This is a genomic window from Paenibacillus dakarensis (assembly GCF_001373415.1).
Taxonomy (GTDB): Bacteria; Bacillota; Bacilli; order Paenibacillales; family Paenibacillaceae; genus Paenibacillus_AQ; species Paenibacillus_AQ dakarensis.
The window spans coordinates 1-12,386 of record NZ_CDSE01000029.1 but is presented as its reverse complement, the minus strand read 5'-3'; the positions used below and the strand labels follow the sequence as shown (position 1 = coordinate 12,386).

The 12,386-nt window shown below is 48.1% G+C and carries 14 protein-coding genes, 1 pseudogene and 1 riboswitch; of the genes and pseudogenes, 11 read left to right on the top strand and 4 right to left on the bottom strand.

Annotated elements, in window-relative coordinates:
* A pseudogene (locus BN1234_RS22480) lies at window positions 1-226 on the top strand (hypothetical protein); the annotation flags it as partial.
* Between the two features lie 143 nt (window positions 227-369).
* A complete protein-coding gene (locus BN1234_RS08180; RefSeq protein WP_054956175.1) occupies window positions 370-1,221 on the top strand; it encodes a M15 family metallopeptidase in 852 nt (283 codons plus the stop codon).
* A 91-nt stretch (window positions 1,222-1,312) separates the two neighbouring features.
* Here BN1234_RS08180 and BN1234_RS08175 read toward each other — a convergent pair whose 3' ends face one another.
* Window positions 1,313-1,681 carry a hypothetical protein gene (locus BN1234_RS08175; RefSeq protein WP_054956174.1) on the bottom strand — a complete coding sequence of 123 codons (369 nt, stop codon included), beginning with the start codon at window positions 1,679-1,681 and terminating at the stop codon, window positions 1,313-1,315.
* Between the two features lie 441 nt (window positions 1,682-2,122).
* On the opposite strand from BN1234_RS08175, the gene BN1234_RS08170 reads away from it, so the two are divergent.
* The 5 genes from BN1234_RS08170 (at window position 2,123) to BN1234_RS08150 (ending at window position 6,771) form a co-directional block, all read left to right on the top strand.
* Window positions 2,123-2,938: a zinc ribbon domain-containing protein gene (locus tag BN1234_RS08170; protein ID WP_054956173.1), complete on the top strand. Its 816-nt coding sequence runs from the start codon at window positions 2,123-2,125 to the stop codon at window positions 2,936-2,938.
* Window positions 2,939-3,032: 94 nt separating this feature from the next.
* On the top strand, window positions 3,033-3,875 hold the full coding sequence (locus tag BN1234_RS08165) for a TrmB family transcriptional regulator (protein ID WP_054956172.1): 843 nt from the start codon (window positions 3,033-3,035) through the stop codon (window positions 3,873-3,875).
* A 153-nt stretch (window positions 3,876-4,028) separates the two neighbouring features.
* Entirely contained in the window at window positions 4,029-4,331 is a 303-nt protein-coding gene (locus BN1234_RS08160; RefSeq protein ID WP_054956171.1) for a hypothetical protein, read from the top strand.
* Between the two features lie 214 nt (window positions 4,332-4,545).
* Window positions 4,546-4,645, top strand: a riboswitch (purine riboswitch).
* Between the two features lie 157 nt (window positions 4,646-4,802).
* Window positions 4,803-5,372, top strand: a complete 570-nt coding sequence (locus BN1234_RS08155; RefSeq protein ID WP_054956170.1) for a xanthine phosphoribosyltransferase — start codon at window positions 4,803-4,805, stop codon at window positions 5,370-5,372.
* A 40-nt stretch (window positions 5,373-5,412) separates the two neighbouring features.
* Window positions 5,413-6,771: a nucleobase:cation symporter-2 family protein gene (locus BN1234_RS08150; RefSeq protein WP_054956169.1), complete on the top strand. Its 1,359-nt coding sequence runs from the start codon at window positions 5,413-5,415 to the stop codon at window positions 6,769-6,771.
* Between the two features lie 45 nt (window positions 6,772-6,816).
* On the opposite strand, the gene BN1234_RS08145 is transcribed toward BN1234_RS08150, so the two are convergent.
* The 3 genes from BN1234_RS08145 to BN1234_RS08135 form a co-directional block, all read right to left on the bottom strand.
* The gene (locus BN1234_RS08145) at window positions 6,817-7,155 is read right to left on the bottom strand and encodes a DUF4870 domain-containing protein (RefSeq protein WP_054956168.1); all 339 of its coding nucleotides are present in this window, start codon (window positions 7,153-7,155) and stop codon (window positions 6,817-6,819) included.
* Between the two features lie 200 nt (window positions 7,156-7,355).
* On the bottom strand, window positions 7,356-7,637 hold the full coding sequence (locus tag BN1234_RS08140; protein WP_054956167.1) for a hypothetical protein: 282 nt from the start codon (window positions 7,635-7,637) through the stop codon (window positions 7,356-7,358).
* Window positions 7,638-7,717: 80 nt separating this feature from the next.
* Window positions 7,718-8,737 carry a serine hydrolase domain-containing protein gene (locus BN1234_RS08135; protein ID WP_054956166.1) on the bottom strand — a complete coding sequence of 340 codons (1,020 nt, stop codon included), beginning with the start codon at window positions 8,735-8,737 and terminating at the stop codon, window positions 7,718-7,720.
* Between the two features lie 328 nt (window positions 8,738-9,065).
* On the opposite strand from BN1234_RS08135, the gene BN1234_RS08130 reads away from it, so the two are divergent.
* The 4 genes from BN1234_RS08130 to BN1234_RS08115 form a co-directional block, all read left to right on the top strand.
* Window positions 9,066-9,254, top strand: a complete 189-nt coding sequence (locus tag BN1234_RS08130) for a hypothetical protein (protein ID WP_054956165.1) — start codon at window positions 9,066-9,068, stop codon at window positions 9,252-9,254.
* 199 nt (window positions 9,255-9,453) lie between these two features.
* Window positions 9,454-10,203, top strand: coding sequence for a type I methionyl aminopeptidase (gene map / locus BN1234_RS08125; RefSeq protein WP_054956164.1), 750 nt, complete (start codon window positions 9,454-9,456; stop codon window positions 10,201-10,203).
* Between the two features lie 379 nt (window positions 10,204-10,582).
* Window positions 10,583-11,635, top strand: coding sequence for a cytochrome c oxidase subunit II (gene coxB / locus BN1234_RS08120; protein ID WP_054956163.1), 1,053 nt, complete (start codon window positions 10,583-10,585; stop codon window positions 11,633-11,635).
* Window positions 11,636-11,718: 83 nt separating this feature from the next.
* Window positions 11,719-12,386 (top strand): cbb3-type cytochrome c oxidase subunit I (locus BN1234_RS08115; protein WP_170308010.1); only part of this gene is annotated, 668 nt, incomplete at its 3' end.

Genomic DNA, 12,386 nt, shown 5'->3' with positions numbered 1-12,386 from the left:
GGGCCGGCTGCACCGCCCCGGGCCGCTGCTGCAAGAGGTGGAGCTGCGGCTTGCGCCGCCCCCTCCACCGGAGCAGCTCGGGCCGGACGGAGACTGGTCCGGCCTGCTGCCGCAGGTGCGCGGCGCATCCAAGGCGCTCGGACTTATTGTTCGCCAAACGGCGAACAATGCCGAGCGCCGGCGCCGCACGCTGAAGAACCCGGGGAAGCTTTCGGATCAGGAGTGAAATGCCGAAATAACGACTTGATGGCCGCAAGGAGGGTCTTTTTTCGTTATTTCTGACATATTATGTCGATATATGATTTGTCCCTCCGCCTCAGAATAAGGTACAATGGACCTCTAAGAGATACAGAAAGGAAGAGGCGGACAATGAGCGGACATAGAGGGACAAGAACACGGCAGACAAGCCTGCTGTTATCCTCTTTAATGCTTGCAGGAGCACTGCTGGCCGGATGCCAATCCGAAGGATCTGGTGAGGTAAAGGGGCAAGCGCTGCAGGCACAGGTTGAAGGAGAGCAGGGCGGTACCCTGGCGGAGGAAACGGGTAACGGAGGACAAGCTGACCCGGTCATGGCAAAGCGCAGTGAGAACTCCCTTCAAGCTACAGCTCGTGAACAGAATGGCAAGACGGTGGTGACAAATGAAGAGTCGGTTACGGTAGTCGTCAATAAAAGCCGCAGCTTGCCTGACGGTTATGAACCTCCCGATTTGACGGAACCGAATGTGCCGTTCTCATTCGAAGAATCGCATGAGAAGCGGAAAATGCGGAAAGAAGCAGCCGAGGCGCTGGAGACATTGTTCAAAGCTGCAGATTCGGAAGGGATTGAGCTGAGGGCTGTATCTGGCTATCGATCCTATTCTAGACAGAAATCGGTTTATGAGAACCATGTAGCCACCAAGGGTCAGGCAGAAGCGGACCGCATTAGTGCTGCCCCGGGTACAAGCGAGCATCAGACCGGGCTTACCATTGATGTGTCCAGTCCGAGCGCAGGCAATGCGCTGGAGCAGTCCTTTGGCCAAACCAAGGAAGGAATATGGCTCGCGGAGAACGCTCCGAAGTATGGATTTATTATTCGTTACCCGGAAGGTCAGGAGGGTATTACCGGCTATGTGTATGAGCCATGGCATATTCGTTATGTCGGTGAGGATCTCGCTCCTGATATTGCTGAAAGCGGCTTGACGCTTGAGGAATATTTCGATGAAGCAAACCTGAAAATATAAATTTAAGCAATGCTTAAACCCGGAGCCTTTCAAGGTCCCGGGTTTTTAAGTGTATTATGGGCTGCTTGCGGGTGTTTTTTGGTTTATTCCCCTACTTGTTAAAGGGGGATTCCTCGTACCCCGGATGATCATAACCGGTGTCATCCATTTTAGGGATGAGGTTCATATCTTTGATCAACTCTCTCGTTTTTTCATCCCCATATTGATAAAGATACGCATACAATTCGATGGTGCGCTCATCGAATTCCTCGGCGGCATCATCATGGTCAGCTGATTTGTACGGGACGAATGTGCGCTTGAAGGCATACTTATCACTTTGGCTGACTTCATTCATTAAATCCCGGAGCTTGGTAAGCTGCTCATCATTCATGCATACGACAAATTCGTTCGAGTCATTGGGTACATCCTGAATCAGGTTATGGGTTACAGAAACATAATAGATCTTTTGGTCATTCTTCATTTATCGAATCCCTCCGTTTTCGGGTGTGCTTGTAGGGCCCCCGGTGTAATATAGAAAGAATAAAGTCATATTTATTGACGAATAGTGCCGATTCGAGCATGATTATGTTGATTGTTTTTACTAGAATCACTTATTGTCCTTCCAAAGGGGAAGGTGCTTGGAATAATTTTCATTTATCCTATGTTTACACGGTCTGTGGAGTCATGAATCAAGCAACCCGGATTGGAAGACTCTCCCTTTTTCCATCAAGCTAGTAAATTTGGTATGATAGAATCACCTTCCCGGGTGGTTAAAAGGGGAAGGCTATGCATGGAAGCTATGCGATCTGCATAGGATGTGTGACAATGAGGAGAATTACGTTTAAAACCATTGAAGAAACGAATTGCGGGTATAAACCGGCTAACCGGAACATTTGCTAGGGGAATTGAGGAGGAGACACGGATGAATTTTTTGCAAAAGATTAAAGATGGCGCTAATAAAGCAACTGAGAAAGCACAGCATGTGGTAGAGATCAATAAACTGAACGGTCAGATTTCCGATATCGAACAGAGAAAATATTCTTATTATATGGAAATGGGTAGAGCGTTTTATGAAGGATATCGTTCTCAGGATATGTCTATTGCCGAGAAGGAAATGATGGACCTGGCCAAATCGTGTGATGATCTGCAGGAGCAGATTGATGAGCTGCGTAACCGTATTGCTATTCTGAAGAATGAGCGGATATGTAAGTGTGGACGTACCGTAGCGCTCGATGCGAACTTCTGTCCATATTGCGGTAACAAGCTGGCAGATTTAACGGTTAAGCAGGAGCAGTGGAATGAGCCTATGGAGCCTGTGGAGCCGAAGGAACCGAAGGAACCGAAGTATGAGCGCGAGCTGTTCTTCTCTGAAGAGAGTGTGGCCACTGAAGTGGACGAGGGTCCTTATGTGTACAAACCGGAATACGAGCATCATGAAGCTGAAGCAGAAGCAGAGGTTGAAGAGCTCCCGGTCTATAAGGCGGAGGACGAGGAAGGACGCCGTTATGAGGAAGAACAGCGGGAGAAAGAGCGTCGCCATCTCGAAGAGCTGGAGCGTGAGCGTGAACGTCAGCTTGAGCTTGACCGCCGCATTCGTTTCTGGCAGGAGAACAATCAGAGCCAGGACAACCTGCCTAAGAACGGAGAGGTTCGGGATATGGTGAAATGCCAGATCTGCAGCGCAGATCTGCCGAAGGGCTCTAAATGGTGCCCTCGCTGCGGTGCCGAGCAGATTTAAAAGCGCCGCATGATCAAGGACACAACCATAGTGCGCGGGGGAAAGCGGACAATTGGATGATGATTCGTTCAGGCAGCTTTGGGAGGACAGGAGAATGGAACAGTTACTGAATCATTTGCGCAACTTGGGCTTTACAGAAATTGAATCAAAAATTATGGTTGACCTTGCTGAGCACGGTCCGGCAGGTGGTTATGAGGTCGCGAAGCGTCTGGGCGCATCTCGCTCCAATGTATATGCAGCGATGCAGCGGCTGGAGCGGCAGGGGGCGCTGCATCGCGGAACCGGGGAACCTGTGCGTTACATATCGCTGAAACCTGAAGAGCTGACGCGGATGATCTCCAGCAGGGTGGAGGCATCCCTTGCCTATGTGGAGAAGAGCCTGCCAAGACCGGAAGGAGATGCAGCGCCGTTTCATAGTGTAGAAGGGGATAAGGAAGTTCTGGAACAGGTTGTTCGTAAGCTGGCACAAGCGGAGAGTGAAATCGTCGTTGATGTGTGGCGTGAAGAAGCGTCCCTGCTGCGTGAGGAGCTTGAAGCCGCCGAGAAACGCGGGGTTCGGGTGCTGTGGGCCTGTGATGGGCCGGATAATGGCTTGGCCCGCACCCTTGCCTGGAAAGGCTGGAAGGGGGTTGGAGAGCGGAAGCGGGGCGGCCGGAAGTTCTCATTCGTTATTGATCGAGAGTGGTGCATGCTTGGCATGCGTGGCGGAGAAATGAACACGCAGGCTGTAGTTACGGCACATCCGGTGATGGCTGAGCTTCTGCTTCACCATTTCTCACAGGAAATGGTGCTTTATGAACTGGAGCAGGATATGGGACGCGAGCTGGAAACAAAATATGGACCTTATTTCGGTCGTATCCAGAGCAAATATATAGCTTCGGATGCTGAGCTGTCAGAGGCAGAGGAAGCTCCGCGGGATGAGAACACTTTAGAATAAACGGTGAGCTTTATCATTCCATAAAGTAAGGAAATGTAATACATTGGGTATACTGTATAGGGGATAAAGCCGGGATTTCACTCCCGGCTTTAATCGAAATGATTGCCTTGTCAGACCAGCTTGATACAGCTGAGAGAAGGGAGATGCTGAGAAATGGAGTGTATTGTTCATTTTACGGTGATGCACAAGGAAGGGCCCAAGAAGCTGAGAGGACTGACCTTTGTAGATCCAGGCGAACTGCCGGATTCGAATCAATTGCTGGAGATGTTTCATGAGATGGAATATAAAGTGGTTCCGGATGAGAATGAGGATCTGGTTTACAGACCACAGGATCCCAGCGCTTCTTATAAGTATATTCGGGTAAATGAGCTGGATATCGGAGAGGATAAATATACGGAGGATCGCCACTTGAAATCGATTGTGGGCAATCTTCTTCCGAAAAGAACGGGATTGTAAGAATTCAGGCGATAGAGTGAGCTGTTGCAGATTGATTCATTCCTTCGCTAAAACTATAGGTTTATCTAAAAGGCTGCCCTTGGGCGGCTTTTTTAGTGTCTTAGCGGAGAAGGGGCGGCGTACATTTTTGATAATTGGTAAATGTATCTTCCTGAAATTTTCACTTTATTTTTTCATGAAGAATAGGTATACTTCTCTTTATTCGTTAAACTAAAACTGTATATTATAAGTTTCTCGTATATGTGCAGGAATTGGCCTGCATGTTTCTACCCGATCACCGGAATGATTGGACTACGGGATGACACAAGGCTGATATGTATCCACGCCATGATTTATGGCGGGTGTATTAACGCTATTGTTGTTCAAGCCCGCTTGTTACCCAGATACCGGTCGATTTCGGTAGAAGGAGCAAGCGGGCTTTTTTGGATTACAGTGACAAGGCGTACTTATAGACACAAGAGGAGGGGCATCATGCAATTACTGCAGAACAAGGTCCGGGAGGAAGGCATCGTATTAAGTGGACAAGTCCTTAAGGTGGACTCATTCCTGAATCACCAGATGGATCCAATTCTAATGAAAGAGGTAGGACAGGAGTTCGCACGCCTGTTTCAAGAGGAGAACATCAATAAAGTCTTGACGATTGAGTCGTCCGGTATTGCTCCTGGAATCATGACAGCACTTGAACTGGAGGTTCCGATGATCTTCGCCCGGAAGCAGAAATCATTAACCCTCCGTGAAGATATTTATGTCGAGAAGGTGTACTCCTTTACGAAGCAGGAGAGCAACGATATTACGGTATCCAAAAAGTTCATTCATCCTGGAGACCGGGTGCTTATTATCGATGATTTTCTTGCTAACGGTGAGGCTGCATTCGGATTGGCAAGGATTGTTGAGCAGGCTGGTGCGCAAGTGGCTGGCATCGGGATTGTTATTGAAAAAGCATTTCAGCCGGGCGGTAAGCTCCTTACAGAAGCAGGTTACCGCGTAGAATCACTGGTACGGATCGCGGCACTCGACAACGGCGTCGTTACATTTGCTTAATTTTATATAAATTTACATTCCAGGAGGCTTTCCATTTCCCATGGCAGAACAGAAATTGACCACAAAGGAACCGATTTTTGATAGACGACGTCATCCTCTAAAAACCTTTTCGCTTGGTATTCAGCACGTTTTGGCTATGTATGCAGGTGCTGTCATCGTGCCGCTAATTGTCGGGAGTGCGCTTAACCTGACCACAGAACAGCTGACTTATCTGATTGCGATCGACCTCTTGGCATGCGGACTTGCGACGCTGCTGCAGGTATTCGGCAACAAGTATTTCGGTATAGGCCTGCCGGTGATGCTCGGTTGTGCATTTCAGGCTGTAGGACCGATGATCATCATTGGATCGGAACACGGCATGTCTGCCATTTATGGTTCGATTATTGCCTCCGGTATATTCGTGGTTTTGTTCTCAGGGCTATTCGGCAAGCTGATCTCTGTGTTTCCTCCGGTCGTGACCGGCTCGGTTGTGACGATTATCGGCCTAACGCTCATTCCAGTAGCGCTGACAGACCTTGGGGGCGGACAGGGCAGTGAGAATTTTGGCAGTCCGCTCAATCTGGCGCTGGGCTTTGGTGTCCTTATTTTCATAATTATAATGAATCGCTTCTCAAAAGGATTCCTGCGCTCGATCTCTGTACTGCTCGGTCTTATCCTCGGAACCTTGGCTGCAGCGCTGTTCGGTGATCTGAATTTAGCTCCGCTTCAGGAAGCAGGCTGGTTCCGTGCTCCTCAGCCATTTTATTTCGGAACGCCGGAATTTAAGCTCGTTCCAATCCTGACGATGATTTTGGTGGCCATCGTCAGCGTGGCGGAATCCACAGGCGTATTTATGGCTCTTGGCAAAATCGTGGATAGAGATATTACCTCGAAGGATTTGTCTCGCGGTTATCGTGCGGAAGGTCTCGCGATCGTGATCGGTGGTATTTTCAACTCCTTCCCATACACAACCTATTCCCAGAACGTAGGCTTGATCCAGATGAGCCGCGTCAAGACGCGGGATGTCATTGTCGTTGCGGGCGGATTTCTTATCCTGATCGGTTTCGTGCCGAAGATTGCGGCATTAACGCAGCTGGTACCCACCTCTGTACTGGGTGGTGCGATGGTTGCGCTGTTCGGAATGGTCGTTTCTTCAGGGATCCGCATGCTGGGTGACCAGGTGGATCTGAACCGGCATGAGAACTTGTTTATCATTGCCTGCTCCGTCGGTATGGGACTTGGTGTAACCACGGTACCTGATCTGTTTGCTCAATTGCCAAGCTGGATTCGTATTCTAGCTGATAACGGCATTGTAGCCGGCAGTTTGACAGCCATTGTTCTTAACTTACTGTTCAACGGGCTTAAAGGGAATAAGGCTTCAGCTTCCTCTAAAAAGACAGCAAAAGGGCATGCCGCATAAGCGGATGCCTTTTTTTGTGCGGGTGAAGCCTAGCTTGAACTGCAATTACATTTTAGAGATTTGTTTCTCGGCAAAGCCTCCGATCCAGGGAAGCTTGAACCATCTGCCTTGAACAGCATGAAACATAAGCACAAGCCATAGAAGGACGCTGAGTAAGCCAAGCAGTGCGGATGCCAGCAGGCCGACAATAGGCACGGCGCCTGAGAGCATATGGGCCAGGGCTAGAGTGCCAAACATCAGCATGGATTGGAGAGCGTGGAACATGACGTACCGGCTTCTTTTTTCCAGGGCGAGAAAGAGGATTCCACCGACCATCGGGAACAAGTAACACAGGGTGGCAGCGAAGTTCTCCGGGATTCCTGTAGATGATTTAAAGGGAGACATACAACCAACTCCTTGTCTTAGGGCAAGCTAATATACCATATGAGTGTCCTGGACAAAGTATGATGGTTATGAGTAATAAAGCTGGGATAAGTATCATAATTTTTTGCCTCAAAAAAACAGACCTGTGCATCCATTTAGAATGCTAAAGGCCTGCTTTAGGGGACAGTCATCTTCCTGCCAGAGATATGATCGCCAGGTGTTTAAGCTGAAGGCCCTTCGGGATCGCTGGTATATTTAGGTGTGAGCTTTTCCTGCTTGCCATGGCCCTCTTCTTTAACGATAAGACGCTCGTCAGTGCGTCCGTCATGATGATTCTCAAATTCCAATTCGGTAAGCTTCCACTCCGTTGCACCGAGGATCGGATCAGCAGGAAAAGTTTCTCCGCGTTTCAGGCGCTCCTCCCGTCCCCATTCATTCGTGTACACACCGTCAACTTCAACCTTTTCCCGTGAAATGGGATGCATTTCATTATGATTAGACATGGGGTTCCTCCTTTCATGCTGTGTAATAGGATTCCTAAAGCTTAACGTATCCAGAATCACAGGTGAATATCCTGATCTGTTCAAGTATTGAATGATTTAATGATAAATCTCTCAAGCAGCATGCGCGGGTTTTTCCACCTGCTTACATGACTGTCCTGTGTGAAGACGATAACCGTATTCAGTTCAGGGAATATATAAATTTGCTGCCCGCCGTGTCCATGCGCAAGCGTAAAGGGCTGCCCGTCCATTTTGCCCGTCCACCATTGGAATCCGTAATCTCCAAACGCAGGGTAGCCTTCTGTCTTGGGGGTTAGTGCCTCTGTAAGCCACTCCTTAGGTATAATCTGCTCCCCTTTCCATTTCCCTTCATTTAGACAGCACTGGCCGAATTTGGCCATATCCCTGGACGTAAGGTACAGTCCGACATGGCCCATGCTGTGTCCTTCCGGACTTGGCGTCCAGGCAGAGTGGGTAATGTCCAGTGGGGTGAACAGATGAGTTTTTGCATAAGTGAACGCATCCATCCCGGTCGCTTTACTTAGAGCGACGGACAGAAGGTGCGAATCGGTGCTCCGGTATTGGAAGGTTCCCATATCCTCATCGATAACCGGAAGAGCTAAAGCGAAAGAGGCCCATCTGCGGTTACGGTGAAAACGGTGAATCAGCGGCTCACCGAGCTTTTTGCCTGTCTGCCATGCGAACCCTGATGTCATGGTAAGCAGATGACGAAAGGTTACACGGTGAAGCAGGGGATGAGTGCTCCGTGTGGCATACTCCTTCAAGAATGGCAGCACAGGTGTATCAATTGATGGCAGTTCCCCTCTATGAACAGCCATTCCGAACAGGGTGGATGTGAAGCTTTTGGTAGCAGAGCGAAGGTCATTCAGGGCACCCTGGTGATGAGCTCCGTAATATTTCTCGAAGATAAGCTTCCCGTCTCGTACGATTAAGAAACTGTGCATTTTGGGATAGCTCTTGATAATGGTCTGATGCGCATTTTCCAGCAGAACTGCATTACAGCCCTGTTCAACCGGCTCCCCGTCAGGGAAGAAAGGAGCTGGGGCAGCTGGGGAGGTTAATATCGATATCGGTTGCTTCATCTCTGGATTCTCCTTTCCTGCTTCGGCCCGAGTCACAGGCATCTATAGCTATCTTAACCAAAATCATCGGTCTCATCGGCCGGTACATATTTGATTGCCCAAAAAAACATTTATTAGGAAAGATGAAACAATCCTTGGAATATGATACAATAAGTTAATGATTCAATTACATGCTCATGTGGTATGTAAGTGTCAGGGGTGTTGGTAAGTTGCTGAATATGAACCTATCACAACTAGCACTGCAGTCAGCATAATTTAACAGGAGAGATCTTTTTTCGGCATTCTCTTAAACGGAGTTATTATTATCCACGTTTTGGGAGGGATCATCATGGCAACGAAAGGTCACAATGAAGTTAAAGAAAGTCTGCGGGAAATGACACGAATTTTCCGGCCTAAAGATCCGAAAAAATTTGTAAAGGAGTATGTCCGGAAGTATCATATTATGGGAGGATATGAAGAAGAGCTTACTCTCGTTGTAGAGAATGAGCTGGGAAGAATCAATTCTTCCGTATCGTAAGACACAGATCCGCCTAAGAGAATCCAATTGAATTTTTTTATTAATGTAAATTCTTCATAAGATTAACTACTTTAAACCGTTTTTGCGGCTATGGCCGTAAATGACGGTTTTTTTGCGTTTCTTTACACATATATTTGTTAAATGAATACCTTTGGTGTATAGGCGATCGGTGGCTCTTTCGAAAAGGAGGGTGCTGGAAGTGAGGGTTCAAATCAAAAGCAAGCAGGAAATAGAATATATCCGCAGAGCAGGAAGGATACTGGCTGAATGTCATCAGGAGGTTGCCAAATGGATCAAGCCGGGTGTAAGTACACTCGAAATTGACGAAAAGGTTGAGAAGTATTTGAAGGAGGCAGGCGCTTCTCCGGAACAAAAGGGCTATAAAGGGTATCCGTTTGCTACCTGCGCCTCTGTAAATGATGTTGTGTGTCATGGCTTTCCAAGTGAGAAGCCGCTTCAGGCGGGGGATATTGTCACCATTGATATCGTGGTTAACAAGAATGGATGGCTAGCCGATTCCGGCTGGACTTACGCTGTAGAAAGGCCCGGACCAGCTGCGGCGCGTCTGATGAAAAATGCAAAGGACGCATTGTATGACGGGATAAGCATGGCCAAGGTGGGCAATACCATCGGGGATATAGGCTATGTGATTGAGCAGCGGGCATTGGCTGGAGGATATGGTCTCGTAAAGCCTCTGGTCGGACACGGCATAGGCCGGCAAATTCACGAGCCGCCGGAAGTGCCGAGCTTCGGTATCCGGGGGAGAGGGCGCAAGCTTATTGAGGGCATGGTGATTACGATCGAGCCCGTGTTTACGATGGGGCCATCAGGTGCGGTATATTGGGGTGATGACGGCTGGACCATTTCATCTGCTGACGGAAGTGTTGGAGTTCAATTCGAGCATACCATTGCGATTACGAATAAAGGTCCCTATATTTTAACGGAATAAGAAGAGAGAGGGGGGGCTCTCTCTTAAAATTTATATATAGAAAACTAGATTCAAAACAGGAAAAAGGTCCATATATATACATAATGTCATGCAGGCTGGAAATCGGTGATGTCAAGATTCGACAAGCAGGAGAGCAAGGGGAGCCTCTATGAAAGTAACTATTGAAAGCGATTACAAATTCAACCATAGAGCCACTTTGACAACTTTTCGAACAATTTGTGAACTCCCTGTGAATGATTGACAAAAGATGACCTTAAACTTATATTTAATAAGTGATTGCATTAATTGACAGGATTATTTCATCCGTGATACTGCAGGTAGATTACCGCTGATCGCGCCGGATGGTAGTCTACGAAAATCGGAAAAGTGGGGTAGATCAATGATGAAACAGTGGCAGGCTGTAAAGCGTCTCCTTCCTTTGTTGGCCGTGTTTTCTTTGCTCTTGTCCGGCTGTGGCCGTGAGGACTTGTCAGTATTGAGACCACAAGGTCCAGTAGCTGAAGGGCAGCTGGATTTAATCAAGCTTTCGATTTCGATTATGGTGGTCGTGCTTATTGTAGTATTCGCCATAGCGACGTATGTGTTGATTAAATTCCGCAGAAAGCAGGGACAGAATGAGGTTCCGGAGCAAGTAGAAGGAAACATCAAGCTGGAGGTTATTTGGACAGCGATTCCGCTTGTTCTCGTACTCGTGCTTGCGATTCCTACGATTCAGAAGGTTTTCGCTTATGGCGAGAATGATTGGGAAAATAAAGATGCATTGCAGGTTAAAGTAACATCTCATCAGTTCTGGTGGGAGTTTGAGTATCCACAATATGACAATTTAAAGACAGCTCAAGAGCTGATCATTCCTGTGGATAAGAAGATCGCTTTGGAATTGAAGACAGCTGATGTGCTTCACTCCTTCTGGGTTCCATCGCTTGCAGGCAAGATGGACACCAATACTGAGGGCAGCATCAACTATATGACGATCAGCACACCAAATGCGGGTACATACATCGGGAAGTGTGCCGAGTTATGCGGTACATCACACGGCTTTATGGAGTTTCGCGTGAAAGCGGTTGACCAAGCTTCGTTCGATCAGTGGATTGAAGCTAACAAAGCGCCATCCATACTTCCTGAAGATACACAGCTTGCTGAGAAGTTCAAGACGAACTGCCTCTCTTGCCACGCTGTAGGTGACCAAGGCGGATTCTCGGGTCCTAATTTGACAGGGATAGGGTCGCGTGAAACGGTGGCGAGTATCTTGCTGAACGATATAAACGGTGCAAAAGGCTCGAAGCCTGTAAAAGACAATCTGGTGGAGTGGCTTTCCGATCCAGAGGCTGTTAAACCAGGCAACAAGATGCCTGCTCCTAAAGATCTCGGATTCAGTGACGAAGAGATTGAGCAGATTGCCGATTACTTGGCCAATTATAAACTGGAGTATTAATACAGCAAGAACTTTTAAAGGGGGTACCAATCTTGGCTCATGCTCATGCTCATAGCCATAGCGTCAAGCGCTACTCTGGGTTGATGGACTGGCTAACGACCGTTGACCACAAAAAAATCGGAGTATTGTACTTGCTTGCTGGCGGTCTATTCTTCGGTATCGGCGGTATTGAAGCGATTCTGATCCGTCTGCAGCTGATCAAGCCGATGAACGACTTAGTATCGGCGCAAGTGTTTAATGAATTGATCACGATGCACGGGACGACGATGATCTTCCTGGGTGTCATGCCGGTTATCTTCGCACTGATGAATGCGGTTGTTCCGCTGCAGATCGGTGCGCGCGACGTTGCATTTCCGTTTCTGAACTCACTCGGATTCTGGACGTTCCTGTTCGGCGGACTTTTGCTGAACTTAAGCTGGATCATGGGAGGAGCTCCGGATGCGGGGTGGACGGCATACACGCCGTTATCCACTACGGATTACAGCACATCTCATGGGGTTGACTTCTACACGATAGGATTGCAAATAGCAGGTCTTGGTACATTGATCGGCGGTATTAACTTTCTGGTAACGATAATTACTATGCGTGCTCCAGGAATGTCCTTCATGAGAATGCCGATGTTTACATGGACTTCATTTATTACTTCCGCAATGATACTGTTTGCATTCCCGGCAGTAACCGTAGGTTTGGTTCTGCTAAGCTTTGACCGGATTATTGGCGCTAACTTCTTTGATGTATCGGCGGGCGGCAG

What these genes read in the sequence shown, in the direction of transcription:
- BN1234_RS08180 (WP_054956175.1), top strand. Translation starts at nt 370, where the DNA reads ATGAGCGGACATAGAGGGACAAGAACACGGCAGACAAGCCTGCTGTTA.
- BN1234_RS08175 (WP_054956174.1), bottom strand. Translation starts at nt 1,681, where the DNA reads ATGAAGAATGACCAAAAGATCTATTATGTTTCTGTAACCCATAACCTG.
- BN1234_RS08170 (WP_054956173.1), top strand. Translation starts at nt 2,123, where the DNA reads ATGAATTTTTTGCAAAAGATTAAAGATGGCGCTAATAAAGCAACTGAG.
- BN1234_RS08165 (WP_054956172.1), top strand. Translation starts at nt 3,033, where the DNA reads ATGGAACAGTTACTGAATCATTTGCGCAACTTGGGCTTTACAGAAATT.
- BN1234_RS08160 (WP_054956171.1), top strand. Translation starts at nt 4,029, where the DNA reads ATGGAGTGTATTGTTCATTTTACGGTGATGCACAAGGAAGGGCCCAAG.
- BN1234_RS08155 (WP_054956170.1), top strand. Translation starts at nt 4,803, where the DNA reads ATGCAATTACTGCAGAACAAGGTCCGGGAGGAAGGCATCGTATTAAGT.
- BN1234_RS08150 (WP_054956169.1), top strand. Translation starts at nt 5,413, where the DNA reads ATGGCAGAACAGAAATTGACCACAAAGGAACCGATTTTTGATAGACGA.
- BN1234_RS08145 (WP_054956168.1), bottom strand. Translation starts at nt 7,155, where the DNA reads ATGTCTCCCTTTAAATCATCTACAGGAATCCCGGAGAACTTCGCTGCC.
- BN1234_RS08140 (WP_054956167.1), bottom strand. Translation starts at nt 7,637, where the DNA reads ATGTCTAATCATAATGAAATGCATCCCATTTCACGGGAAAAGGTTGAA.
- BN1234_RS08135 (WP_054956166.1), bottom strand. Translation starts at nt 8,737, where the DNA reads ATGAAGCAACCGATATCGATATTAACCTCCCCAGCTGCCCCAGCTCCT.
- BN1234_RS08130 (WP_054956165.1), top strand. Translation starts at nt 9,066, where the DNA reads ATGGCAACGAAAGGTCACAATGAAGTTAAAGAAAGTCTGCGGGAAATG.
- coxB (WP_054956163.1), top strand. Translation starts at nt 10,583, where the DNA reads ATGATGAAACAGTGGCAGGCTGTAAAGCGTCTCCTTCCTTTGTTGGCC.